Origin of the sequence: Flavobacterium faecale (genome assembly GCF_003076455.1) — a bacterium.
Classification (GTDB): Bacteria; Bacteroidota; Bacteroidia; order Flavobacteriales; family Flavobacteriaceae; genus Flavobacterium; species Flavobacterium faecale.
The window spans coordinates 1,322,370-1,348,548 of record NZ_CP020918.1; the positions used below are offsets into that span (position 1 = coordinate 1,322,370).

Annotated in this window: 24 protein-coding genes and 1 tRNA gene; 8 read left to right on the forward strand and 17 right to left on the reverse strand. The window is 36.5% G+C overall.

Annotation, left to right across the window (positions count from 1 at the left end; all coding sequences use genetic code 11):
- Positions 1 to 58: 58 nt before the first annotated feature.
- Entirely contained in the window at positions 59 to 1,102 is a 1,044-nt protein-coding gene (gene pdxA, locus FFWV33_RS05805; protein ID WP_108740031.1) for a 4-hydroxythreonine-4-phosphate dehydrogenase PdxA, read from the reverse strand.
- A gap of 58 nt (positions 1,103 to 1,160) precedes the next feature.
- Between pdxA and FFWV33_RS05810 the strand changes: the two genes are divergently transcribed.
- Positions 1,161 to 1,748, forward strand: a complete 588-nt coding sequence (locus FFWV33_RS05810) for a riboflavin synthase (protein ID WP_108740032.1) — start codon at positions 1,161 to 1,163, stop codon at positions 1,746 to 1,748.
- 36 nt (positions 1,749 to 1,784) lie between these two features.
- On the opposite strand, the gene FFWV33_RS05815 is transcribed toward FFWV33_RS05810, so the two are convergent.
- From FFWV33_RS05815 to mce, 3 genes are all read right to left on the reverse strand, one after another.
- Positions 1,785 to 1,991, reverse strand: coding sequence for a hypothetical protein (locus FFWV33_RS05815; protein ID WP_108740033.1), 207 nt, complete (start codon positions 1,989 to 1,991; stop codon positions 1,785 to 1,787).
- 366 nt (positions 1,992 to 2,357) lie between these two features.
- Positions 2,358 to 2,431: transfer RNA gene (locus tag FFWV33_RS05820), tRNA-Ile, on the reverse strand.
- A gap of 143 nt (positions 2,432 to 2,574) precedes the next feature.
- A complete protein-coding gene (gene mce / locus FFWV33_RS05825) occupies positions 2,575 to 2,976 on the reverse strand; it encodes a methylmalonyl-CoA epimerase (RefSeq protein WP_108740034.1) in 402 nt (133 codons plus the stop codon).
- A 164-nt stretch (positions 2,977 to 3,140) separates the two neighbouring features.
- On the opposite strand from mce, the gene FFWV33_RS05830 reads away from it, so the two are divergent.
- Positions 3,141 to 4,817, forward strand: coding sequence for an Ig-like domain-containing domain (locus FFWV33_RS05830; RefSeq protein ID WP_108740035.1), 1,677 nt, complete (start codon positions 3,141 to 3,143; stop codon positions 4,815 to 4,817).
- A gap of 3 nt (positions 4,818 to 4,820) precedes the next feature.
- Here the strand turns inward: FFWV33_RS05830 and FFWV33_RS05835 are convergent, their stop codons facing one another.
- Positions 4,821 to 5,588 (reverse strand): amidohydrolase, encoded by a 768-nt coding sequence (locus FFWV33_RS05835; protein ID WP_108740036.1) that lies wholly within the window; start codon positions 5,586 to 5,588, stop codon positions 4,821 to 4,823.
- Positions 5,589 to 6,013: 425 nt separating this feature from the next.
- Here FFWV33_RS05835 and FFWV33_RS05840 point away from each other — a divergent pair, with 425 nt between their 5' ends.
- The gene (locus FFWV33_RS05840) at positions 6,014 to 6,466 is read left to right on the forward strand and encodes a 6-pyruvoyl trahydropterin synthase family protein (protein WP_108740037.1); all 453 of its coding nucleotides are present in this window, start codon (positions 6,014 to 6,016) and stop codon (positions 6,464 to 6,466) included.
- 23 nt (positions 6,467 to 6,489) lie between these two features.
- Positions 6,490 to 7,245: a UDP-2,3-diacylglucosamine diphosphatase gene (locus FFWV33_RS05845; RefSeq protein ID WP_108740038.1), complete on the forward strand. Its 756-nt coding sequence runs from the start codon at positions 6,490 to 6,492 to the stop codon at positions 7,243 to 7,245.
- Between the two features lie 97 nt (positions 7,246 to 7,342).
- On the opposite strand, the gene FFWV33_RS05850 is transcribed toward FFWV33_RS05845, so the two are convergent.
- Both FFWV33_RS05850 and FFWV33_RS05855 read right to left on the reverse strand, forming a co-directional pair.
- Positions 7,343 to 8,506: a hypothetical protein gene (locus FFWV33_RS05850; RefSeq protein ID WP_108740039.1), complete on the reverse strand. Its 1,164-nt coding sequence runs from the start codon at positions 8,504 to 8,506 to the stop codon at positions 7,343 to 7,345.
- A gap of 11 nt (positions 8,507 to 8,517) precedes the next feature.
- A complete protein-coding gene (locus tag FFWV33_RS05855; protein WP_108740040.1) occupies positions 8,518 to 11,061 on the reverse strand; it encodes a TonB-dependent receptor in 2,544 nt (847 codons plus the stop codon).
- Positions 11,062 to 11,493: 432 nt separating this feature from the next.
- Here FFWV33_RS05855 and FFWV33_RS05860 point away from each other — a divergent pair, with 432 nt between their 5' ends.
- Positions 11,494 to 12,309 (forward strand): S1/P1 nuclease, encoded by an 816-nt coding sequence (locus FFWV33_RS05860; RefSeq protein WP_108740041.1) that lies wholly within the window; start codon positions 11,494 to 11,496, stop codon positions 12,307 to 12,309.
- A 72-nt stretch (positions 12,310 to 12,381) separates the two neighbouring features.
- Here the strand turns inward: FFWV33_RS05860 and FFWV33_RS05865 are convergent, their stop codons facing one another.
- The 8 genes from FFWV33_RS05865 to FFWV33_RS05900 all read right to left on the reverse strand — a co-directional run bounded on the left by FFWV33_RS05865 (position 12,382) and on the right by FFWV33_RS05900 (position 20,792).
- Positions 12,382 to 12,738, reverse strand: coding sequence for a hypothetical protein (locus tag FFWV33_RS05865; protein WP_108740042.1), 357 nt, complete (start codon positions 12,736 to 12,738; stop codon positions 12,382 to 12,384).
- Between the two features lie 113 nt (positions 12,739 to 12,851).
- On the reverse strand, positions 12,852 to 13,913 hold the full coding sequence (locus FFWV33_RS05870; RefSeq protein ID WP_108740043.1) for a glycosyltransferase family 9 protein: 1,062 nt from the start codon (positions 13,911 to 13,913) through the stop codon (positions 12,852 to 12,854).
- A 408-nt stretch (positions 13,914 to 14,321) separates the two neighbouring features.
- Entirely contained in the window at positions 14,322 to 15,599 is a 1,278-nt protein-coding gene (locus FFWV33_RS05875) for an MFS transporter (protein ID WP_108740044.1), read from the reverse strand.
- Complete coding sequence (gene recJ / locus FFWV33_RS05880; protein ID WP_108740045.1) at positions 15,599 to 17,287, reverse strand: single-stranded-DNA-specific exonuclease RecJ; 1,689 nt, start codon at positions 17,285 to 17,287, stop codon at positions 15,599 to 15,601. Before recJ ends, FFWV33_RS05875 begins: the two co-directional genes overlap by 1 nt.
- 78 nt (positions 17,288 to 17,365) lie before the next feature.
- Positions 17,366 to 17,710 (reverse strand): HopJ type III effector protein, encoded by a 345-nt coding sequence (locus tag FFWV33_RS05885; protein WP_108740046.1) that lies wholly within the window; start codon positions 17,708 to 17,710, stop codon positions 17,366 to 17,368.
- 13 nt (positions 17,711 to 17,723) lie between these two features.
- Positions 17,724 to 18,779, reverse strand: coding sequence for a flavin monoamine oxidase family protein (locus FFWV33_RS05890; protein ID WP_108740047.1), 1,056 nt, complete (start codon positions 18,777 to 18,779; stop codon positions 17,724 to 17,726).
- 3 nt (positions 18,780 to 18,782) lie between these two features.
- Positions 18,783 to 19,496, reverse strand: coding sequence for a 16S rRNA (cytidine(1402)-2'-O)-methyltransferase (rsmI, locus tag FFWV33_RS05895; RefSeq protein WP_108740048.1), 714 nt, complete (start codon positions 19,494 to 19,496; stop codon positions 18,783 to 18,785).
- A gap of 93 nt (positions 19,497 to 19,589) precedes the next feature.
- On the reverse strand, positions 19,590 to 20,792 hold the full coding sequence (locus tag FFWV33_RS05900) for a hypothetical protein (RefSeq protein ID WP_108740049.1): 1,203 nt from the start codon (positions 20,790 to 20,792) through the stop codon (positions 19,590 to 19,592).
- A gap of 195 nt (positions 20,793 to 20,987) precedes the next feature.
- On the opposite strand from FFWV33_RS05900, the gene FFWV33_RS05905 reads away from it, so the two are divergent.
- Both FFWV33_RS05905 and FFWV33_RS05910 read left to right on the forward strand, forming a co-directional pair.
- Positions 20,988 to 21,578: a thymidine kinase gene (locus tag FFWV33_RS05905; RefSeq protein ID WP_108740050.1), complete on the forward strand. Its 591-nt coding sequence runs from the start codon at positions 20,988 to 20,990 to the stop codon at positions 21,576 to 21,578.
- Between the two features lie 113 nt (positions 21,579 to 21,691).
- Positions 21,692 to 22,123 carry a glycine zipper 2TM domain-containing protein gene (locus FFWV33_RS05910; RefSeq protein WP_108740051.1) on the forward strand — a complete coding sequence of 144 codons (432 nt, stop codon included), beginning with the start codon at positions 21,692 to 21,694 and terminating at the stop codon, positions 22,121 to 22,123.
- Between the two features lie 74 nt (positions 22,124 to 22,197).
- Here the strand turns inward: FFWV33_RS05910 and rpoN are convergent, their stop codons facing one another.
- Positions 22,198 to 23,670 (reverse strand): RNA polymerase factor sigma-54, encoded by a 1,473-nt coding sequence (gene rpoN, locus FFWV33_RS05915; RefSeq protein ID WP_108740052.1) that lies wholly within the window; start codon positions 23,668 to 23,670, stop codon positions 22,198 to 22,200.
- 83 nt (positions 23,671 to 23,753) lie between these two features.
- Positions 23,754 to 25,199, reverse strand: a complete 1,446-nt coding sequence (gene asnS / locus FFWV33_RS05920; protein WP_108740053.1) for an asparagine--tRNA ligase — start codon at positions 25,197 to 25,199, stop codon at positions 23,754 to 23,756.
- Positions 25,200 to 25,566: 367 nt separating this feature from the next.
- Here asnS and FFWV33_RS05925 point away from each other — a divergent pair, with 367 nt between their 5' ends.
- A complete protein-coding gene (locus FFWV33_RS05925; protein WP_108740054.1) occupies positions 25,567 to 26,145 on the forward strand; it encodes a BON domain-containing protein in 579 nt (192 codons plus the stop codon).
- Positions 26,146 to 26,179 lie beyond the last annotated feature (34 nt).

The window sequence follows — 26,179 nt, forward strand, 5'->3', positions numbered from 1 at the left end:
GCAAAGATATAAAATTATTATGAACCTAATAAAGTTATTTATCTTTTTTTATTAAGGACTATTTTTCTCTTACTTTTAGCGGATTTTCGCTGATTTCACTGTACTCAATGCGCGAACGATAGACATCAATTGCCAAATATACGGCTTCTTTAAATGAATTATAGTCTGCTTTTCCTTTTCCAGCGATGTCATAAGCGGTTCCGTGATCTGGAGATGTGCGTATTTTATTCAATCCAGCGGTATAATTTACACCATTACCAAACGATAATGTCTTGAACGGAATCAATCCTTGATCGTGGTAGGTTGCTATGATGGCATCGTATTTTTCATATTGCCCACTTCCAAAAAAACCATCTGCTGCAAAAGGTCCAAAAACTAGGGTTCCTTTACTGAATATTTTTTGAATGGTAGGTTTTAATACCGCATCATCTTCTTTCCCGATTACGCCACCATCACCACAATGCGGATTGAGTCCTAACACAGCGATTTTTGGTTTTGTGATACTGAAATCTTGAATTAATGATTTTCTTACGGTTTCAATTTTTTTCTTTATCAACGTTTCTGTTAATGCTGCCGAAACTTGATTTAATGGTAAATGATCAGTTAGTAATCCTATTCTCAAGTTACCTTGAACCATCATCATCAAAGCGTCTCCTTCTAATTCTTGGTCCAAATAATCAGTGTGACCTGGGAATTTGAAGGTATCTGATTGAATGTTATACTTATTTATTGGAGCGGTAACTAAAACGTCAATCTGGTTGTCTTTCAAAGCTTGTGTTGCTGCTACAAATGATTTGATAGCATAATCACCTACTTTTTCGTCGTTTGTACCTAGATTAAGGTCTACACCCTCTTTCCAAACATTGAGAACATTTATTTTTCCAGGAATTAATTGGTCAATTTTGTCAATCCCATGTAAGGAGACAGCCGAGTCCAAGTTTTTCTTGATAAAGGAGAGTATTTTTACATTGGCAAAGATAACAGGTGTACAAAGCTCTAGCATTCTAGAATCTTCAAATGTTTTTAATACTACTTCGCTTCCAATACCATTCAAATCTCCTATCGAAATTCCAACGATTATATTTTCTGCTTTTTTCATCATGACCACAAGTTATTTATTGCTAATTTTGAAGTGCAAATTTAGTAAAATAAAATAAGAAATGTTTACAGGTATAATAGAAACACTTGGTACAATCCGAGAAATAGTAAAAGAGCAAGACAATATTCATGTAACAGTGGAGTCTGAAATCACAAATGAATTAAAAATCGATCAAAGCGTAGCGCACAACGGTGTATGTTTAACCGTGGTGAAAATCGAAGGAACTGCCTATACGGTTACCGCTATTGCAGAAACCATTCAAAAAACCAATTTGGGTTCTTGGAAAGTGGGTAGTCAAGTGAATTTGGAACGCGCAATGAAATTGGGAGATCGTCTGGACGGGCACATTGTTCAAGGGCACGTCGATCAAATTGGTACTTGTATCGCAGTAAGCGAAACCAATGGGAGTTGGGCGTACACGTTTGAGTACGATGAAGCGTTGAATAATATCACAATCGAAAAAGGTTCTATCACGGTAAACGGAGTGAGTTTAACGGTGGTTAATTCTAAGAAAAACCAATTTAGTGTAGCGATAATTCCGTACACACACGAGCATACCAATTTTCATGACTTTGAGGTAGGCACCAAAATAAACCTTGAGTTTGATGTAATTGGCAAGTATGTGTCGAGGTTGTATAGTAATAAGTAGTATTTTGTAATTGCATAAAAAGAGAAAGTCTTTGGGTTATCCCAAAGACTTTCTCTTTTTTGTATGGTTGTATATCGTGAATATGCCGTAGCTAAGTGCTGCAATGCCTAAAAAAAGCACACCGTCGTTGATTGGTAGTCCCGGTGGTGGCGGTAATGGTGCTGGCGGTTGTGCAATCACGCCAAACGTTCCCGCTAATAGTAAAATGAATAAGTAGTAATATTTATGTAAATTTTTTTTCATAAAATTTCAAAAATGTTTTGTGGTATTTTAAAATGAGTACTGATTTTTTATATTTCAGTTGCAAATTCTAGGCCAAAGTACTAATTATCTTTGAAATCCCAATAGGTAAAATTGACTTTTATCTGATTTATGCGTTTTTTATCGATAAAAAGCATCTTGTAAAATAGACTAAATAAGATTTTATGACCAATATTTTTACTATTTACGAGTAAAATAGGGTGTTGGTTTAATTGAGTGCGCTAAAAAAAAAGTTTGACTGCGGTGAGGTCTTTTATTTTTTGTAATTCCTATATAAAAGTACGGAAATTCTTTAAACTAAAAAAACCTTGCAAAAATTAATTTACAAGGTTTTAAGTTCTTAAGATGTGGTCCCACCTGGGCTCGAACCAGGGACCACCTGATTATGAGTCAGGTGCTCTAACCAGCTGAGCTATAGGACCGGTTAAGAGAGTGCAATATTACTATTATTTTTGCTTTGCTCCAAATGTTTTTTAATATGTTTTTGATCGAAATAAATATAATTGCTGTCCAATTGATCGAATAGGTTGATTATTAGAATACTAAAAATTGGTGTAGTTTGAAATTATTTTATTTCCTGACACAGTTCAATCAAAACGCCGTTAGTGTTTTTAGGGTGCAAGAAGACGATGCGTTTATTGTCTGCGCCTATTTTTGGAATTTCATCTACAAAAACAAAGCCTTCACTCTTTAAACGAATAATTTCTTGGTCGATATCGCTTACTTCAAAAGCAATGTGGTGAATGCCTTCTCCTTTTTTCTCCAAGAATTTAGCAATAGCACTATTGGGATGCGTTGCAGCAAGCAGTTCGATTTTGTTGGGACCAGAGATAAAAAAGGAAGTTTGAACGCCTTCACTCACTACCTCTTCTAATTTATAGGGAGCAGTGCCTAGTAATTTCTCAAAAAGGAGGTTGGAGTCTTCAAGGTTTTTGACTGCGATACCAATATGTTCGATTTTTTTCATGTGGCGTACTATTAAGTGTAGAACTGCGTTAATACAAATTTAGGTAATAGAGGGGATTTCCACCTTATATCCAAAAATTAAACGGAAGGAATATAATAGTGTAGTAAAAATTTCTATAGCCGTAAATATAATTGTTATTTTGTACTCTTTAATATTGATAACAGATGTTCATAAAAAATAGTATCGCTTTTTGTTTGGTTCTTGTATTGTCTCTTTTGGGTTGTGCTAAAAGAGGAAACATTACGGGCGGACTTAAAGATTCATTAGCGCCCATTCTTATTGCTAGTTACCCTAAGAATTTCACCACCAACTTTACAGGTAACGAAATTAGTCTCACATTTGACGAGTATATTAAGTTGAAAGATGCCAACAAGCAACTCGTAGTGTCGCCACCTATGAAGTATGAGCCAGTAATTACTCCTACCAACGCAAGTAAATATTTGAACATTAGGATCAAAGATACCCTATTGCCAAATACAACCTATAGTTTTAATTTTGGTCAAAGTATTACAGATAATAATGAGGGGAATCCACTGAATCAGTTTAAATATGTTTTTTCAACAGGTACCTACATCGATTCGCTTTCTCTTGGTGGAACGATAAAAGATGCTCTAGAAAAAGAATCTGATTCGTTTGTATCCGTAATGTTGTATGATCAAAATGATAAATTTAAAGATTCGATCGTGTATACCGATATGCCTCGCTACATTACCAACACGTTAGATAGTTTAAAAACCTTTCGACTAGAAAATTTAAAAGCAGGTAAGTACTTATTGGTCGCTTTGAAAGACAACAATAAAAACAATAAATTCAATTCGAAAGAAGAGAAAATAGGTTTCTTGAAACAAGCCATCTCGATTCCGAATGATACATTGTTTGAGTTGGAATTGTTCAAAGAGGTTATTCCTTTTAAAGCTTTCAAGCCAACGCAAGCATCCTCAAACAAATTATATTTAGGCTATGACGGAACACAAGATTTTAAGCTATCAAAACCTAAAGTAGTACTGACCAAAGAGGGAGTTGTGCTACCAACAATTGTTACGCAAATGCCCAAAAAAGATTCGCTTCAAATTTGGTACAAGCCATTGAAGAATGATAGTTTGGTAATTGCAATCAGCAGAGATAAATACGAACAGAAATACAGTTTTAAAGTAAAGGATCAAAAAACTAAAGATACCTTGACGGTAAGCGCTCTACAAACGGGAACGATTGGGTATAGAGAACGTTTTACGCTCGAGACAGGAACACCCTTGGTTACTATTGACAAGTCAAAGTTTAGTTTTGTCAATGGAGCCAAAGAAACTGTAGAATTTCAAACAGAGCATGATGCTTTCAATCAAAAGTTATATATTGACTTTAAGAAAGTACCAGCCGAAAAGTACAATTTAACTTTGTTGCCAGGAGCTTTGGTTGATTTTTTTGATACCAAAAGCGATACCCTTTCTTATAAGTTTGCGACTAAAGAGTTGGATCAAGTGGGCAATTTGAAGATTAAACTTCAAAACGTAAAAAAATATCCTATTATCGTGCAGTTGACCAATCAAGCTGGAGAGGTAAAGGAAACGGAGTACAGTACAGGTGGCGATTTGGTAGAATTCAAATTAATTGACCCATCGGTTTATACACTGAGAATTATTTACGATGACAACAAAAATCAACAGTACGATTCGGGGAATTATTTAGCCAAGCGATACGCTGAGGAAGTGGTTTATTTTTCTAAAGATATAGACGTTCGTGTCAATTGGGATGTAGAGCAAACCTTTGATGTGAGCTTGCCTTACGTACCCGAGCCCAAGAAGAAACCAGCCAAAAAAGGTGAGGGCGGAAATGGGCCTAGATAAGTTTTAGAATTTAATTTCGAAAGCATCGCCATCATTCAAGAAATTGAATTGTTGGCGAGTGCTTTGCACAAGTTGTAAATCCAAATCGGTTACAAATACAGCTTCATCCGTTTGTGGGCTCACTACATAATCACCCAATGGCGCAACAACCTGCGAGTGACCATTGTAATGGAGATCATTGGCATCTTGGCCAACTCGGTTCACTGCAGCTACGTAACATAAATTCTCAATAGCACGCGCTCGTAGCAAGCTGTCCCAAGCCAAAACACGTTTTTCAGGCCAGTTAGCAACATAGAGCAATAGATCGTAGTTTTCTGTATTTCGAGAAAAAACAGGAAAGCGCAAGTCGTAGCACACCTGCAAACAAATTTTCCAACCCAGATAGTCAACAATTACTTTTTGACTTCCAGCAGTATATACTTTCTCTTCTCCTGCGAGGGTGAACAAATGGCGTTTGTCATAAGTCTCAATTTCTCCAGTAGGAAAAACGAAAAGCATTCGATTATAAAAATTATTATTTTCTTGAATCACAAGACTGCCTGTAAATGCACAATTTCTAGATTTTGCTAGATCTTGCATCCATTTTACGGTATCGCCAGTCATGGTTTCGGCTTGGGTAGCGGGATTCATGGTAAAGCCAGTACTGAACATTTCGGGCAAAATAATCAACTCGACAGCAAGATCGATCTCCTTTATTTTTGTTTCGAACATCATTCTATTAGCATTTGGGTTTTCCCATTCCAAAGCCGCTTGCACCAAAGCTATTTTCATTATCGTAATTTTTTATAAAGATAAGGTTTCTGTCTAAAAAATAAGTAGCAGAAAGAATCGGAATTCAAGATCGCTTCTTCCCGCTCCCGACGCTTCGGGACGTGGCTAAAGTTTGTATGTTGTTCAAACCATTTTGGTGAAAAGCATCAATCGAAATTAGTGTAATAGATCTTTTTTAAGTCTTAAAATTAGTGTTCATTTGTGTAATTTGTGTCTATATTTTCTAGTCATTTTAATTAAAAGCATCAATCAAAATTCGTGTAATTCATATTTTTTAAGTTTTAAAATTCGTGTTCATTTGTGTAATTTGTGTCTATATTTTCAAACCAATTTAACAAATAGTGTCAATGCTACTCTGTGTTTGAATTTTCTTCATTATCAATTCTCAATTCAATTCACTAAATTTGCATTCAAAATAAAATAAGATGAGTAACATTAGAATCACTAAGCAATTCAATTTTGAAACCGGACACGCCCTTTATGGTTATGACGGAAAATGTAAAAATGTGCACGGTCATAGTTATAAATTGTCGGTAACAGTAATGGGAAGACCAATTAAAGATCGTACCAATGTGAAATTCGGAATGGTGATTGATTTCTCTGACTTGAAAAAAATTGTGACCGAAGAGGTTGTAGATCAATTTGATCATGCTACCGTTTTTAATGAAACTACACCACATGTTGAGCTAGCAAAAGAATTGCAAATACGTGGTCATCACGTGATTCTGGTTGATTACCAACCAACGAGTGAAAATATGGTTATTGATTTCGCTGAAAGAATTAAGAGACGTTTGCCAGTAGGAATTGAACTATTTTCGTTGAAATTACAAGAAACAGAATCGTCTTTTGCAGAATGGTATGCTAGTGACAATTTATAATAATCACTTTTTAACGCCACTTCATGCTATTAGCCAATAATAAAAAAATATATTTTGCCTCAGATCAACATTTTGGAGCACCAACCGCAGCTTTAAGTTTACCACGCGAAAAGAAATTTGTTGCTTGGTTAGACGAAATTAAGCAAGATGCCGAAGCGATATTTTTACTAGGTGATTTGTTTGATTTTTGGTTCGAATACAAAACAGTGGTCCCAAAAGGCTTCGTGCGTGTATTGGGCAAGTTAGCCGAGTTGCGCGATAGTGGAATTCCTATTTACTTTTTTGTTGGGAATCACGATTTATGGATGCGTGACTATTTTGAAACTGAACTTAATATTCCCGTTTACCATGATAATAAAGAATTCACTTTTGGTGGTAAAACTTTTTTGATTGGGCACGGAGACGGAAAAGGTCCTGGAGATATGGGTTACAAACGCATGAAGAAAGTTTTTGTTCATCCATTTTCCAAATGGTTGTTTGGCTGGTTGCACCCAGATATTGGTGTGGGATTGGCGCAGTACCTTTCGGTGAAAAATAAAATGATTTCGGGAGACGAAGATGTTAAGTTTCTTGGTGAAGACAAAGAATGGTTGATTTTATATGCCAAACGAAAACTTGAAACCAAGCATTACAATTACCTTATCTTTGGTCATCGTCATCTGCCTATGATTCGATCTGTTGGTGAAAATGCCGACTATGTCAACCTTGGAGATTGGATTACTTATTTCACTTACGGTGTTTTTGATGGAGAAAATTTCGAATTAAAAGAATATAAATAAAAAATGGGCGATCTCAATTGAGTCGCCCATTTTTGTTGGAATATAGTCTAAAAAAAGAAGGCCAACCATCGAAGGTTGGCCTTTTTAAATTTATGATTTATTGCACGAAGTAAACATAAGATCCTGATGCAGTAAGCACTACTGCGAAAGTCTCTATGCTTGGTGATCCGTTATAAACTGAAACAGATACTAAATATTCTTGTCCAACCTCTGTAGTTGGGAAGTTTTTCTTTAATACCACATTCAAAGCTTGTAGCATTTCGTCTGTGTTCCAAGCTGTATCAGCTGCGGTTCTGTTGAAGTTTCCAAAGCTTGTCAAGTTAGATACCTCGTCAGCTAGATCAGCAACTCCTGCTAATCCTACAGCTGCATTGGTGTAATCAGCTGAAGCAAAGGCATATTTAATTACGTTGTTTGATACCCAGACGCCACTTTTATACTTAAAGTTAGATGTTTGAGTGGTAAGTGCCGGTATAGCAGCCCATTTTGCTCCATCATATTGATACTTAACTAGTATGTCTTCATATTTTCTGGCATTGCTACCGTCACGGTATGTATAAGTAAAAATTACAGATTTCGTGTCGCCAGCATTAGCATAAGGCATCAAAGTTGATTTTAAATAAATTGCAATTCTGTTTTCAGCCACGGTTTTGTCTGAGAAGTTGGTGAAGGATTCTCCTAAGGCAGTGTAATCTGCTGCAACCAATGTATAAGTAGCTTCCCAAACATTGTTGCTGTTAAGTACGAAGGTGTTGGTTAGGGTTTGAACACCTCCAGAAAAGATTTTGTAAGTCAATTTTACGCCAGTCCCTTTTGTAGCTGCTGGATATTTCGATTTCAAAAAGTTACCTACTTCAGTTTCATTCGAAAAGTTTCCGAATCTACTGATGTTACCACCTTGACTAGTATAATCTGCAGTCGTAACCGTGTAGGTTGTTGAACTAGTAAGTGTATTAGGTTTGTATAAGTTATACGTGATAACCGCAATGGCACCTTCTACGCGAACTAATCTTGACAAAATAACGGCTGGAAGTTTTGCGATAGCATCTTCCTCAGACGGAATTCCTTTAAATTTTTCGTAATCATCAGTTTTTGAAGTACCGTCTATTGCTGCATAATCAGCATCAACAAGGGTGTATTTCAAATCGGTTCTAACTGGGCTAGGAATGTTTCCTAGCTCATCGTATGTTTTTTCTAATTCGCTTTCACATGACAAAAGTCCTAAGGCAAGAGAAAGGAATAAATATTTTAAATTTTTCATGATATGAGGTATTAGAAATTAATGATTGAGCTGATACTGAAAGTTCTTCCAGATCCAAAAAACACAGTTGCTCCTGCAGCTGTACCATCAAGGTCATTGGCTCTTGTGATGTATTCAGTATTGAAAACATTGTTCATACGAGCAATAACTTTAGCATTCAAAGATAAAATGTGGAATTTGTGTAGTATTGAAGCATCAAATAAGTGAAAACTTGGTACTTTCCATGGTTCTGCTCCCGCTGAGGTACGTGTACCAGGATTGAAATCGGCATAATATCTATCGGTATAGTTATAATCGATGTTAAAGCTAGTTTTTGGAGTCAAATGATATTGTGTTCCTAAAGCTGCTGTAGTTTGAGCAGAACGTCCTACTGGTAAACCTTTGATGAATAAGTTAAGATTACTAATTACGTTTTGGTTAGAATCTGTAATTACAGCGTTCACATTGTTTTTCCATTTCCAATCTCCTAGAGATAGCATACCTGTAAGTGTAAAGTCTGAGCTAGGACGGTATTCAAAGTCAAGTTCAACTCCTTGGTGTAAAGCATCAACTCCCAAAATATTGGTATAAATAACCTCTTGAGCATTTGTTGTAGCATTCAAAGCTGTTCTTGTATCGGTTTGACTTCTATCATCCCATTGTGTTCTATAAAGATTCACATTGGCTGCAAATTTTGGTAAACGCAATCCGTATCCAATTTCAAAACTTAAGATTTTTTGATTTTTTGCATCTTTGTTTGTTTGATCATTATTGTTTGTTGCCCAAACTGCAGAAGAGTAAGGTGCTCTTTCAAAATAACCAACGTTTACAAAAACATTATTGTAATCATCTAATCTATAGTTACCACCAGTTTTAGCTCCAAAGCCAAAAAAGTTTACATTGTCTGTTTGACGAGTAGGATCTGAATTTAATTTTCTAAAATGATCCAATCTGCTGTATGATGTGTTAGAAGCATTAACAGCTACAAAAGCAGTTACTTTGTCTTTGTCATATTCTAATTGTGCAAAATTACCAATCCAGTTCACGAAGTTTTCGTTAAAAAAACCAATTTTGTCTCCTACAACTGTAGCTCTGTTTGGATTGTTGACATCTCCATTGTCTTTGTAGAATTGTCCTCCAAGTAAATCAGATACTTCTCTGTAGTGTGATCCTTTATAGTAACGGTAGTCTAATCCACCAATAAAGGTAAAGTTTTCGTCGATGTTACTAGTCCATGTACTAATCGCTCCCATCCAAATATGGTTGTTTGCAGATGATTGAATAATGGCAGTAGATTCGCCGTTTGCAATGTTCTCATCAACTACACGGTCTACATCAACTGGTCCAAAAGTTCCTAATCGGTAAGCGTTAGGACCTGTTAGTTTTCCACTGTCGGCACCTGCTTCAAAACTTACACCACCTTTTCCGCTGGAGTAGTATACTGCTGTAGAAATTTTGTTTTTGGAGTTAAGCGTCCAATAGTGGTTCAAAGAGATCAAAGGTTTGTTAAATGTATTTTGGCTCAAGGCAAATAATTGTCCGTTTTTGTAACCCCAACCTTTGTTCAATTTTATACCTCTATCACTAGTTCTGTAATCTTGTATTGACAAACGCTCAAAACGTTGTCCGTGTGTTTGTGTTGCTCCTGTAGCTGTAAAAACCAATTTGTGATCGTGGTTGATTTTTTTAGAAACACTTGCAAAGTACGATACACCTTCAAAAGGCGTTCCGTCTACAAATCCGTCTCCACTTATTTTGTCTGCATATACTGTAGCAGCATATCCATTACCCATTTGACCAGTATTAAGTTTTACACCTACTTTTTGGTAGTTGTTGTTACCAATAGTATAGCTCACTTGTCCACCTTCTTTAGATGCAGTGTTGTCGGTAATAGTATTGATTGTTCCTCCAATTGAGGGAACAGCTACTTTAGAAGCTCCTAAACCTCTTTGTACTTGTATCGAAGATGAAACGCTTCCTAATCCTGTCCAGTTAGACCAGAATACACGACCGCTTTCCATATCATTTACCGGAATTCCGTTAATTAATACCGCAACATTCTCAGAGTTAAATCCTCTTAAGGTTACTTCACCATCTCCAAATCCACCACCTTCTTTACTAGCGTAAACTCCTGGTACTGATTTTAGTATTTCAACAAATTCTCCGTTACCTAGTTTTAATTCGATTGCATCTTTTTTAATAGTAGAAACTGCAACTGGTGTTTTTCTGTCCACTGCTCTAGAGGAGAATACAACTACTTCATCCAATCCCAATGAGGAACTTTCAAGAACGATTTCAAGATCTTTGGAGTTGTTAGTGTGAAAATTCATCTTTTGAGTCTCAAACCCAACGCTTGAAATCAAAAGAATACCTTGTTTCTTTTCGGTGCTGAATTCAAATTTTCCGTCTCCATTTGTAATTGCTCCTTCATTTGTGCCGTCAATTACGACCGAAGCACCTATTAAAGGAAGTTGTTTTTCATCTTGTACGTTTCCTGAAATAATTTTTTTGTTTTGGGAATATGTTTTAGTAAAAGCGACTAAAGCAAAGACCAAAAATAATAGAATTTTCTTCATTTTTTGTTTTGTTAAATTTGAACGGTAAAATTAGGCTTACCATTCGTGAATAGTGTTAACTAAATTTTAGCATAAGGTAGTCAAAATATTAACACATTTTTAATAATATGGATTTAATGTTACTATTAGGTTAATAATTTTGTTTTTAGTAAAAAATACAGTATTGATTGGTTTTTGATTAAAAGAGGTTTTTACTTGAGTTTAAAATCAGCAAAAACACGGTAAAAATAAGAATTACGTATAGTTTTAAGCTGTTTTTAAGGTCTGTCATTAGTATTTATGATTTTTAATAATAATCTAGTAATTGATAATTTAACATTGTGTTAATAAAACATATTAATTTTGAAACATACAATTTCTTAACGTTTTTTGTTTCTCGATGTTTAGAAAATGTCGTTTCTTAGCTTTCCATTATAAAACAATTAGAATACGATGAAGAATTTGATATTAGCATTGGCTATCAGTGTAAGTGTAGCAAATTATGCAGCTCCTACTTGGGGCAAAACAGGTCACAGAACGGTAGGTGAAGTGGCTGCAAAGCATTTAAAAAATAGAACAACTAAGAAAATAAATGATTTGTTGCAAAACGAATCGGTAGCTTCGGTAGCGGTCTATGCAGATGATATCAAGAGTGATTCACAATATAATAAGTACTACTCTTGGCATTATGTAAATTTTAATGGAGACAAAAAATACAAAGAAGAGCCAATCAATCCAGAAGGGGATGTGATTCAAGGGATAAAAACATGTATTGAAAAAATTCGTTCGAAAGAAACTACTAAAGAAGAAAAAGGTTTTTTCTTGAAAATGTTAATTCATTTCGTAGGTGATCTACACATGCCCTTACATGCGGGTAATGCGTCTGACAAAGGCGGAAATGATGTAAAAGTGAAGTGGTTTGGTGCAGATTCAAACTTGCACCGTGTTTGGGACTCGGATATGATTGATGATTATCAAATGAGCTACACAGAACTAGCGACCAACAATGATATCATGGCAAGTAAAGATGAGGTGAAAGCAATGGAGCAAGGAACCTTGTTGGACTGGGTTGTTGAGTCAAGACAATTGGCGTTGAAATTGTACAGCGAAACGCACCAAGACGATAAATTGGGGTACAAATATATGTATCAAAATTTTCCGGTAGCACAGGATCAATTAGAAAAAGGTGGCGTACGTTTGGCTTTGATTTTAAACGAAGTTTTTAAAGGTAAATCAAAATGGTTGGATACTTTTTTGACTGATATATAATCAAAAAATCTCTTTTGATATTTTATCGAAAGGAAGCAAAACTAAAAAAGCTGTCGTAACTGACAGCTTTTTTTAGTTTCTACCCATTCCAGATTGGTAGTCGTTTAAGTTTATTTTGAATAAGGTGGTAGAAATTAAATTGTTCATCAAATCCATTTCGGCAATAGACATAGCCAAATCCAATTCGTGAAACGGAGTTTTTAGTAAGTATTTTGTACAATTACTTTTGAGACTGCAATCGTCACAGCATTTGTTTTTGGAGATACTATCTTCGATCAAACATTTAAATTCAACAAGTTCGTTGGCGTTCAATTGCAAACCTGTCTCCTTAAAAACAAGTTGCACAGTATCGTGACAAGTTTGGTTTTCGACTTTCCAGTAAAAGGAAACCCCAAATTCGTTTTGGTAAATGGTTTGTATTTCTTTCATGTGTATTTCTTAAGTACACAAAGATATTATTTTTATTTAGAATAAATATAAATAATAATTAGAGAAATGTTGTTTTATGCACAAATGGAGTGAATAAGCAAAACTACAGGAATTTAAGCTTTCCAGTGTGCTGCAAGTTGTGATTTTGCAATATCTATAATTTGTTCGGCACTGTTACTGTTGGTGTCAACTGCAAGGCTTGCGTTTCCATAAGGTGCATATTTGACAGGATTGGTTACAGAGAAAAGTCCCAATACCGGAATTTGAGCCGTGCTCGCAAGGTGCATAATTCCACTATCTGCTCCTATAAAAAGGGCAGTGTTGGCTATAAATGCAGCAATCTCACGTACATCTTTACTGTAGAACGTGGGTGCTTTAAAATCAATTTGAGAAACGTTTTCTACCGGTAATACCTCTATAATATTGTAATCAGGAAAACTAGCTTGTAATTTTTCGTACAAAGGATTCCACCAACTCGGAGGATAGCATTTGCTACCTGTTGCAAACGTAAAAACACAAATGGTTTTTTTATTATTTGGCGCAATGGTATCCAAGATAGTTTTTGCAGCTGCTAGTTCAGCTTCTGTTAACTTCATGTTCAGCGTGGGTACTGCAGTTTTTTTGGCAGGATGTCCTAGCTTTTGAATGTAGTTTCGGAACTCGTACACCGGAAATTTCGCAAAATGCTCGTAATCCGGATACTGGCTTTTTACAGTCTCATCTTCTTCGCCAAAAAATTTAAAATCAGCATTGGCAAACTGAGTAGAAAGCCGTCCTGACGAGGAATTGTTATCAATATTCAGTACCAAGTCGTACTTTTTGTCTTTTAATTTAAACCAAACCTTCGCGTATTTTACCAATTCATTAAAAGGCTTTCTAGGTAGAATGATATAATTGTCTACAGATTTATAATTTTCGAAAATGATAGGAGCCAAGCCACCTCGCACAAACAGATCTACTTTACAATCCGGAAAAGCTTCATTTATTTCTTGTACCAAAGGTGTGATCAATAACAAATTGCCTAGACGGTGGTTGGGTCTGTTGATTAAAACGTTTTTAAAAACAACTTTGGAGTTAGAATCAAAATCTTTATTTCCTTTGGATGTTCCTACGTAGCGCGTTAATCCGTGTGTAATTTTGCGGCGAAATTCATTAATCTTAATCTTGAAGCTCATTGGTTCCGAATATTTATCTCAGTTTTTATATCTTACCTTCTATTTCTGATTATAAAGACAGATGGCGCGGGTGCAAATGTATTATTTTTAAGTTTTGGAAATTATAAATCGAACTTAAAACTTCGTCACTTGTAACAACGATTGTTAAATCATCAGTTTGATATATTTTTTCTTTTAAAGGGAACAGCTGTTTTGCAACTATGATTTTGCGTTTATAAATTCAGAAATAGCTAGATTACGACTAGTTAAACATTGATTTAAAGACTTGAAGATTTTATTATTCGAATAGCATCCTAACCAACAACCCTAATCATGCTGCAAAATTTTGAAGAGTACAGTTTTTTGTTTTCGAAAAAAATCATATTGCTATTAAAAACAACAGTTTAGAATTTCATAAAATGACGAATATTAAATCAATTCATCTTTTTCTATTTCTTTGTTTAAATCTAATTTTCTAAATGTTGGCGATAAGGTACCTGTCAATAGTACGATTAATAGAGTCATGCTTCCACCAAAAACTACAGAGGTTACAGTACCCATTAATCGTGCGGTCAAGCCACTTTCAAAAGCGCCAAGTTCATTGGATGAGCCAACAAACATGGAGTTTACCGCAGACACTCGCCCACGCATATGGTCGGGAGTTTTTAAGAATAAAATCGTTTGACGAATCACAACTGAAATTCCGTCAAACACGCCACTTAAAAATAAAGCAACCAACGAAATCCAGAAAATAGAAGACAATCCGAAAATTATAATACAGATTCCGAAGCCGAAAATAGCAATCAAGAGTTTCATTCCAGCATTGGTGTTAAGCGGTACATACGCTGTGATGAGCATTGTCAAAAAGGCTCCAACAGCTGGAGCAGCACGTAGAAAACCAAATCCTTCAGGACCAACTTTTAAAATATCTTGTGCAAAAACGGGTAGTAGCGCTACTGCACCACCAAAAAGTACCGCAACCATATCAAGGGTGATGGCGCCAAGTACTGTTTTGTTGTTAAAGACAAATTTGAGCCCTTCGGTCAAACTTTGCATAATGGGTTCTCCTATTTTTGGATTCAAAATAGGTTTGGCTGCAATTTGTGTTAAAGCCAGTAACGCTACAACAGAACAGACAAAGACAGAACACATTGACCAATGCACACCAATAAGATGGATCGAAAATCCCGCTACGGCAGGACCTACAACAGAGCCAATTTGCCATACCGAACTACTCCAAGTAGCAGCGTTTGGATATACTTTTTTGGGAACGATTAAGGATAAAAAAGAAAAAATAGTAGGTCCTATAAAAGAACGAACGATACCGCCTAAGAATACCATGAAGTAAATGGCATACAAAATGGTTTGCTGATTGTATCCCATTACAACCGGAGGCCACGTCAAGAGGAATAATCCAAAGCTCACAACAGAAAAGCCTAAAATACATTTGAGCAACATGCTTTTTTTCTCCTTTTGATCTACAATATGACCAGCAAACAAAGCCATGGATACAGCCGGTATTACTTCCATTAAACCTATTAAACCTAATGATAACGGGTCTTTGGTGATGCTGTACACTTGCCATTCGATCACAATAAATTGCATGGACCAAGCAAATACCATAGCAAAACGGACAAGTAAAAACGTATTGAATTCTTTATAACGTAAGGCTTCGTACGGATCTTTTTTTATTTTTTCGATGCTCATTATCTAATGTCTTTTAATCGTAATTGTGTAGTTGTTTTGCCGTTCCATTCGTTCTCGTCGATGCAGTAAGCGGCTTCAAAAGGTTTTTGGTTGGTAACAATTTCCAATTTATTTCCCAATCCAAATCCAATCGCAGCCAAGCCTTCAGATTGATTTTGCTTGACAAAAAGTCTGAGGTGCTCATTCTCTTTTCCCATTGGTTTTGCGTAGCCTGTTTCAATTACATTTTTGCTCATGAAAACAGGCGTCATATTTTGCGGACCAAAAGGCTCAAATTGTTTTAGTATCCGAATGAATTTTGGACTTATATCGTTGAAATCAATTTCTGCATCCACTTCAATTTCTGGAACGCGTTGTTCGGGCAAAATAGTTGCTTGCACTTGTTTCTCGAACGCATTTTTAAAAGCAGGATAGTTCTCGGCTTGCAGTGTCATTCCGGCCGCATACATGTGCCCACCAAATTGCTCGAGGTGGTCTGCGCAAGCTTCGAGAGCATTATACACATCAAATCCTTTTACAGATCGGGCCGATGCGGCATATTTTTCGCCACTCTTGGTAAACACTAAGGTTGGTCTATAGTGCGTCTCGATTAATCTTGACGCTACAATTCCGATCACGCCTTTGTGCCAATCTTCTTGAAAAACTACAGTAGAAAAGCGGTCTTCTTCCTGGTTAGTAATAATTTGATTGAGGGCTTCTTTAGTAATTTGTTGGTCTAATTCTTTGCGATCAGCATTGTTTTTTTCGATTTCAGATGCAAATGCTTGCGCTTGCTCAAAATCAAATTCGGTCAACAACTGCACAGCATAATTACCATGTCGTATGCGACCTGCGGCATTAATCCTTGGTGCTACAATAAAAACAACATCAGTAATATCGAGTGTTTGCTTTTTTACTTGATGAACCAAAGCTTTGATTCCGGGTCTTGGACTATCATTTATAACCTTTAATCCAAAGTAAGCCATCACTCGATTTTCTCCTGTCATTGGTACAATATCGGCAGCAATAGCAGTAGCTACCAAGTCCAAGTACGGAATCAAATCTTCAATAGTTTGATCTCTATTTGTGCCCAAAGCTTGGATGAGTTTAAACCCCACACCGCATCCGCACAGTTCATCATACGGGTACGTGCAATCGCTGCGTTTGGGGTCAAGTACCGCCACGGCAGCGGGCAGTTGGTCGCCAGGTCTGTGGTGGTCACATATAATAAAGTCAATATTTCGTTCCTTGGCATAGTTCACATGATCAATAGACTTGATCCCGCAATCCAAAGCAATAATTAAGGAGAACTCATTGTCCTCGGCATAATCGATTCCTTTGAACGACACGCCATATCCCTCAAGATAGCGATCCGGAATATAGGTGTCCACATTGGAGTAGTACGTTTTTAAGTACGAAGCTACTAGTGACACTGCTGTGGTACCATCAACATCATAATCACCAAAAACCAAGATGCGTTCGTTGTTGGCAATTGCTTTTTCTATTCGAATAACAGCCTTATCCATATCTTTCATCAAATAAGGATCGTGCAAGTGGGAGAGTGATGGTCGAAAGAAAGCCTTTGCGTCCTCAAACGTTTCAATGCCACGCTGCACCAATAAGGTAGCTACAAAATCCTCCACTTGTAAGGCATGAGCCAGATGTTGAATTTTCTCTGCTGATGGTTTGGGTTTTATTGTCCAACGCATGGGATTAGGATTGAATATTTGTAGTGTAGAACAGTTTTTTTATTTCGAAAGAAAAATAGAGTACCTTACAATGTTTGCTTATTTTCTAGCCAAAGCATCGCCTTCAAATTGGATTCCGTTCCAACCTGATACCATAAAATTACGGATGTTCTGGTGGCTTGTTCCTTCGCTATCACCTAGTACTTCATCGAAATAATAACTTCCAAAACAAGCTAAGGTTAGTTCTTGAGATAAGTTTTGCGTTTTTGCGAAAGAAAACAATTTGCACGATCCCGAATTTGTTCCTGCACCATTATGAGTGTTTCCGTTTTGAAAAGCAGTTGGCGTAAAGTCGTAATTCGCCTCAATTGTTGCAATGGTATCTGCAAAAGCAATTGATGTTGGGTTTTCATTTAGTTGTGCTAAGAATTGTTCTATTTTCATGATTGTTGTTTTTTTATTTGATTTTTGAAGTTACGGTTTGTGCCGCAACAATTGCGCCATCCATATATCCTGGATTTTCTGTGGCAGTTTCTGAACTGGCAAAAAATAATTTGTTGTTCAGATACGATTCTTGGTACATAGGGTCACCATTGTTTTGATGGCCCATGACAAGATCTTCGTACGGGAAAAAAGCTAGCGGTTCTTCACGCCACACTTTTTCGTGATAGGCAACATAGTTTTCTGCCGCTACTCCAAAACATTGTGAGAGTTGCTTGATTACTTTTGCTTCTCGTTCTTCAGGGGTTAACACATAGGTGCCACCGTTTAGAAAACCTTTTAAAGCAAAATGATTATTATCGAAAGAGCTGTGGTCGTACATCTCGGTGATAATACCAACATGGCTAAATAATGCTCCCGAGAATTGATTGTCCTTCCAAAATGGAGTGGCATATTCGACAGAGAATTTTATAGATTCACCCATCCAAGTGTGTGTAGCATTTGCTAGTTCCACTAATGGCTTTGGTAAATTTGGCTGATAATTGATTGTGTTTATTGCCAAATTGGGGGCTAAGGTCATAATAACTGTAGCCGCTGTATAAATCGTTCCTGAAGCGTCGGTTACTTCTAGTTGGTCCGCTTTTTCGGTAATTAAAGTGATTTGGGTATTCGTTTGAATAGCATTCGAACCAATTTTTTTAACTAATTTTTGAATCAATTGGGAGCTGCCACCTACGAGTCGATACGAAGGCTCGTCTGAATCTGGAATCTCAAATTTTTGAGGTGGTACAAAAGACATGGTCTCAAAAAGTGAAATCCCTTTGGTATGTTGTCTAAAAGTTGGCAATCCTAATTCGTCTAAAAACTGCATTAAAGTAGGGTGCTGTCTACCAAACCAAGTAGCGCCTAGCTCAACAGTAACTCCTGTTGATCCGGTAATTGTTTTGATTCGGCCACCAACAGTATCATTTGCTTCCAAGACAAGAACGTCAATTCCTTTTTTTTGTAACAAATAGGCAGTTGTTAGGCCTGCCAATCCTGCCCCGATTACTATTGTTTTTGCGTTATTCATATTTTATTCTTCGGCTGAAAACTTCTTTTTCTTTGGTTCTTTTACAATTGTTTTTCCAGCTACAACTACTACAATTTCGCCTCGTGGTGCTGTTTTTTCAAAATGGGTAAGTACTTCGCGAGCAGTTCCTCTTACGTTTTCCTCGTGTAACTTTGACAATTCGCGAGACACACAAATTTGACGGTCTTCACCAAAATAGGTAATGAATTCGGCTAGGGTTTTCACCAATTTATGTGGCGAAACATATAGAATCATGGTTCTTGTTTCTTCGGCTAATTCAAGGTAACGTGTTTGTCTTCCTTTTTTTTCGGGCAAAAAACCCTCAAAAACAAACTTATCATTTGGTAAACCGCTATTGACCAAAGCAGGTACAAAAGCTGTTGCGCCAGGTAGGCATTCTACGGTCACACCATGTTCTACGCAAGCACGGGTAAGCAAAAAACCAGGGTCTGAAATGGCTGGTGTTCCCGCATCAGATATTAAGGCAATCGTTTCACCTGCTTTCAAGCGGGCAATAAGGTTTTCGACCGTTTTGTGCTCATTGTGCATGTGATGACTGTGCATGTGTGTGCCAATCTCAAAATGTTTCAAGAGTTTGCCACTCGTGCGGGTATCTTCGGCTAATATCAAATCGGCTTCTTTAAGCACTCGAATCGCTCTAAAAGTCATGTCTTCAAGATTTCCAATAGGAGTAGGGACGATAAATAATTTTGACATAGTGGTTTACATTTGTTTTTAAATAATTATTAGCCAGAGCTTCTTATTGTAGAAAGAAACTGTGGCTAATATATTTGTTATTTTAACGAAGGTTTATAGAAATTTCTTTTCGATAATATCCATAAAACGTTCTGCATAATCATCTTTACCTTTCCACTCATTGTAGTCCGGTTTTACCATATGATCTATGAAATCTTTGGTTTCATAAAAATTATCGAAAGTAATTAACTGGCTCATAACACGATTGTAATCTTCACGACTATTCCCGAAAAGGTGTTTTACAAAAGCAATTTGATCATTTAGATCAATGTCAATACCCTTTGAAAATTTGTCGTTTAAAGAAACTACTTTCGGACTTGCTTTTTCAGCTATTTCCTCTTTTCTCTCAACGATTTCTTCGACCTTAGCTACTGGTTCAGGAACTGATTTTACGGGTTCAAATACTGGAATTGGAGGAGCTGCGGGAACGTTGTCAACTTTTACAAATTGTGGTTCACTGTAGTGTCCGCCTAGTAAATCTTCAAACGATATTTGAACAGCTTCTGCTTTTTTAGGAACATCAACAACTGCTACAGGTATTGCTTTTTCTTCTATTTCGACTACTTTTTCTTCTTCGTCTTCTGTGCTTAGCATGAAGTTTGGTGTAAAAGCAGGTGGAACAACAGTTTCTTCCTCTTCTGTTTCTTCCTCTAATTCCTCTAATTCTTCTTCTTCAACTTCTTCCTCTTCGTCCTCGTCTTCTTCGATTATTTCTTCGTCTACTTCTTCAAAAACTACTTCGTCTGGAATCTGATCAAGTTGGATGTCTTCTTCATCTTCATCTTCAGTCTCCTCTTCCTCTTCGATAGCAGCTTCTTCAATTGTAGCTTCTTCCGTAGCAACAATTTCTGGAGCTTCTTCACTTTCGATAATAGCAATTTCTTCAACAACTTCTTCAGTTTTTTCAATTGCAGGAACTTCCTCAATTGCTATTGCAGTCTCTACTTCAATGACTTCAGCAATCGGTTCTTCAGTTGCTACCGTCTCAGGCGCTACTTCATCAATTACATTGTCTTGCGTTAGCGTTTGTAATATTGGTGCTTCGTTATCATAAAATGATGCTACGTCACTAACCATTTCGGCATGCCCAATAGTTGGCTTTACTGCGCCATATTGTTCTTCTACAAATCGTAAAACAGATAGTTTTTCATATAATTTTTGGGTCTCCAAAAACAATTGGTTCACATCAGATTTGTTTTTTAGTTGTAAAATTCGGTGTGCAATGCTGATCAAGTCAGCTTCCAATCTTTTTTTCATAACGATATAATTATAATAAGTGGCGAATGTTGTAAAGTTAGTTTATCTAAAACGTAAAGGATTAATGCGCGTAAAGTCCATTAATTGATAAAATTTATCTACTTTTGAGATGGTACAAAAGTACAAAATATCACTACCTTTTTGCAAGGTACAAAGTAATAAAAACTATTCATTTTTTAAGTAAGAAAAAACAAAATGTTTCTCGAAAATACAGTAAATCATAAAGAGCAGTTTGGGTGGATTGAAGTGATCAGTGGGTCGATGTTTTCAGGTAAAACAGAAGAGTTGATTCGCCGATTGAAAAGAGCTCAATTTGCCAAACAAAAAGTCGAAATTTTTAAACCTTCTATAGATACAAGATACCATGATGAACTAGTTGTTTCTCATGATGCCAACGAAATACGATCAACTCCAGTGCCTGCAGCAGCCAATATCTCTATTTTAGCACAAGGTTGTGATGTGATCGGAATTGACGAAGCTCAATTTTTTGATGACGAAATAGTGACTGTTTGTAACAATCTTGCCAATCAAGGTATTCGTGTCATCGTAGCCGGATTGGACATGGATTTTAAAGGAAACCCTTTTGGTCCTATGCCTGCACTCATGGCTACAGCCGAGTATGTCACCAAGGTGCATGCGGTATGTACACGCACAGGGAATTTAGCCAATTATAGTTTTCGAAAAAATGATAGCGAAAAACTAGTAATGCTAGGAGAAACCGAAGAATACGAACCCCTTAGTCGGGCAGCATATTATAGAGCAACACACAAAAGCCAAGACGAATAAGTCTTGGCTTTTGCCGTTTACTACTTAATTTTATAATGTTATCTCGTAATTATATAATTTTTTGGATGTATTATTAGCGTACCTTTGAATTCAATTTAATTCCCAAAAAAATTATGAAATATATATATGTAGCTTTAGTGTCGTTGTTAATTGTTTCTTGTAAACAGACCGACAAGGCAGGAGCAATGGCAGATACTCAAATAAATATTGATTCGATCAAACAAGTTAGTGTTGATTCGATGAAAATGGAAGCGGTGAAACAAAAAACCATCGACTCTATGAAAATCGAAATGGCAAATCAACAAAAGGTAATGGCGAAACCTGAGAAAGAGGTTGTGATTGTCAACCAAGCTGCTCCCGCAGCCGCTCCCGTGGCTAAGAAAAAATGGAGTGGTACTGCCAAAGGTGCTGTGATTGGTGCTGGTGTTGGTGCAATTACTGGTGCTGCTGTAAGTAAGAAAAAAGGAACCGGAGCAATTATTGGTGGTTTGGCTGGTGCTGGTTTAGGCGCAGGTACAGGTGCTATAATTGACGGTAAAAAATAAAAATTTTTTTGTAAAATAGAAAGGGCTGTTTCCAATTTGTGAAACAGCCCTTTTTTGTGTTTGGGAGTTAAAGATTAAATCTTTTTTCTCATCCTAGCCACCGGTATATCCAGTTGCTCTCTGTATTTTGCAATAGTTCTACGTGCAATCGGATAGCCTTTTTCTTTTAATAAATCGGCTAATTGATCGTCTGGGTATGGTTTTTTCTTGTCTTCTTCTTCAATGATGTTTTGTAATATCTTTTTGATTTCCAAGGTTGAAACATCTTCACCTTGGTCATTTTTCATTGCTTCAGAGAAAAATTCTTTGATCAATTTGGTTCCGTACGGCGTCTCTACATATTTACTATTTGCTACTCGCGAAATTGTCGAAATATCTAATCCTACCAAATCAGCAATGTCTTTGAGGATCATCGGTTTCAATTTGGTCTCGTCTCCTTCTAAGAAATATTCTTCTTGGTAATGCATGATTGAATTCATGGTCACAAACAGTGTTTCTTGACGTTGTCTAATTGCATCAATAAACCATTTGGCCGAATCTAATTTTTGCTTGATAAACTGTACTGCATCTTTTTGATCATTTGACTTGTCGCGAGAATCCTTGTAGGTGCGCAGCATGTCTTGGTAATCCTTGGATACGTGTAGTGAGGGTGCGTTTCTTCCGTTTAAAGTCAGTTCAAGTTCTCCTTCTACTATTCGAATGGCAAAATCGGGCACAACATTTTCGGTTACTTTATTGTTTCCGGTATATGATCCTCCTGGTTTTGGGTTCAAACGTTCAATTTCGTGAATGGCTTTTTTTAACTGCTCAATCGAAACATTGTATTTCTGAATCAGTTTGTCGTAATGTTTTTTTGTAAACGCATCAAATTGATTTTCGATAATGTCTATAGCCAAATCTACATACTCTGTTGGTGTTCTGTGTTTTAATTGCAACAACAAACACTCTTGCAAATCACGAGCGCCTACACCTGATGGTTCTAGTTCATGAATTACGTGAAGCATTTTTTCGACCATTTCCTCATCGGTATACAAGGCTTGGGTAAAAGCCATATCATCAACCAAGTCAGAAATGCTTCTTCGAATGTATCCCATATCGTCAATACTACCGACTAAAAATTCGGCAATTTGACGTTCTTCATCATCCAGTATAAACGTGTTCAGTTGGTTGATCAAATCCTGATGAAAACTAATGTTGGCTACAATTGGCGATTCTCGACTGTCGTCATCATCACTATAATTGTTGGCTTGCGTTTTGTAATCGGGTGTTTCGTCGTCGCTGAGGTAATCGTCTATATTTATGTCATCTACTTCGTTACGATCGGCATCCTCATTGTCATCATAATCGTCGTCGTAATCGTCATTTTGAAATTCGTCTTCTTCGTAATCGTCTTCGTCACTGCCTGTTTCAAGAGCTGGATTTTCATTCATTTCTTCCAACAAACGTTGTTCAAAAGCTTGCGTAGGCAATTGAATTAACTTCATCAGCTGAATTTGCTGAGGAGATAATTTTTGAGATAATTTTAAATTTAAGAATTGCTTTAGCATTTTTATTGTTTAAAAGTTTAGGGTTTAAATTTTAAGGTTGCTGAACATTTAGCAACTTGAAACTTGAAACCTGAAACAAATTTTTAAAATTCCGCACTCCCCGGTGTTCTAGGAAACGGAATCACGTCACGTATATTGGTCATTCCAGTTACAAACAAGACTAATCTTTCAAAGCCAAGTCCAAAACCAGAGTGTACTGCGCTTCCAAATCTTCGGGTATCAAGGTACCATGACAATTCTTCTTCGTCGATACCTAGAGCTTTCATTTTTTCGATCAAAACATCATAACGCTCTTCTCTTTGTGAACCTCCTACAATTTCTCCAATTCCAGGAAAAAGAATATCCATTGCGCGAACAGTTTCTTTTCCAGGTTCTGTGTCATCGTTCAAACGCATGTAAAATGCTTTGATGTTTGCTGGATAATCAAATAAGATTACCGGGCATTTAAAGTGTTTTTCAACTAAATAACGTTCGTGCTCAGACTGTAAGTCAGCACCCCATTCATTGATGATATAGTTGAACTTTTTCTTTTTGTTTGGTGTTGAATCTCTTAAAATCGAAATTGCCTCTGTATAAGATACACGTTTGAAATTGTTTTTCAAAACAAAATCTAATTTCTCTAGCAAGGCCATTTCGCTTCGTTCTGCTTGTGGTTTTGATTTTTCTTCGTCTAATAAGCGACTTTCTAGAAATTTCAAATCCTCAGGACATTTCTCTAAAGCATATTTTATAACGTACTGAATAAATTCTTCAGCCAAATCCATATTATCATTCAAATCATTGAAGGCTACTTCGGGCTCAATCATCCAAAATTCAGCCAAATGGCGTGAAGTATTCGAATTCTCAGCTCTAAAAGTAGGTCCAAAAGTATAAATCTGACCCAATGCCATTGCAAAAGTCTCTCCCTCCAATTGTCCTGAAACCGTCAAATTGGTTTCTTTACCAAAAAAGTCTTCTTTGTAATTTACTTTTCCATCTTCTGTTCTTGGTGTGTTGTCAAAAGGCAATGCGGTTACTTTGAACATTTCACCTGCACCCTCCGCATCCGATCCGGTGATGATGGGTGTGTTTACATATACAAATCCTTTTTCTTGAAAATAACTGTGTACCGCAAAGGACAAAACAGAACGTACTCGCATGATAGCCCCAAACGCATTCGTACGTACGCGCAAATGTGCATTCTCACGCAAGAATTCCATCGAGTGCTTTTTAGGCTGCATCGGGAATTTCTCAGGATCAGAATCTCCAAGAATTTCAAGTGTTGCTACCTGAATCTCGTATTTTTGACCAGCACCTTTACTTTCGACCAAAGCCCCAGTTACCGATACGGCAGCTCCAGTGGTAATTCTTTTCAAGATTTCGTCTGCAGTGTTTTCAAAATCCACCACACATTGTATGTTATTGATGGTCGAGCCATCATTCAAAGCAATAAATTGATTGTTTCTAAATGTTCGTACCCACCCTTTTGCATTTACTTCTGGCAACGTTGAAGCGCTGTTTAGTAATTCCTTAACCTTAGTATGTTTCATTGTATAATGTCTTAATTGTAAAAAAGCTTCCTTTTTCAACTACAAATATAAATCTTTCTAAGTTATTTTTCAGGAGCTATTTTGCTTTGGGGATATATCTTTTAATTTTCGAAAAAAAACTAAATTATCGCGACGTCAAAGTTAGTAGCAATATTAATTTCAATCTAACCGTTTAGACCAACCTTATTACATATTTGTTGCTATAAAATTAAAAAGTGGTCAAGTGATTTATTGGCTATACTTTGATACTTATGGTAAATCGTCTTAAAATTTTATAATTTATCCGTGTAACTGTATAAGAGTCAGGCTGTACTATCGAGGTATCTTTGTAAAATATTAATTACCAACTGCCTTAATAATATTAGCGATGACAAATAATGGACAATTAAATTTTAATGGAACCCAAAATAATATTTGGGAAACGGTACCGTATGCTGCAGCATTCGTTAAAAAATCGAGAGTAGCAACTAGTGCTAAGATCAATGCTTCAATGGTGAATTCAACAGCAAAACCGGATGATGATCTTAGAAACGAAATTTTAAATGCACTGAAAATGAATCCTTGGATTCCAAATGCATTAGTAAATGTTATAGTCAGTAACGGAAGGGTTGTATTGGAAGGTGAACTTTCGTGCAGTTGTCAAGTGGAGGCCACACTAAAAACTTTGGATGCAATCTCTGGAATTATAGCTGTGACCGATTCAATTAAAATTAAATCTAAAACTAATGCAGAGATTCAACGTGCGTACATAGAAAAAGCCATAGCATCTTCTTTTCCGGGTCTCCACAATTATATAAAAGTTAAAGTTGAAGAGACTGTCGTGACGCTGACTGGTACCGTTGCTTCCTGGAATCAAAAGGAGCAAATTGGTAGAATGACGTGGAATACAGAAGGGATTTGGTTGGTTAAGAATGAAATACAAATTAATACTAATCAAATTTTTTAGTAAAATAATACGATTATCAATTATTAAAAATAAT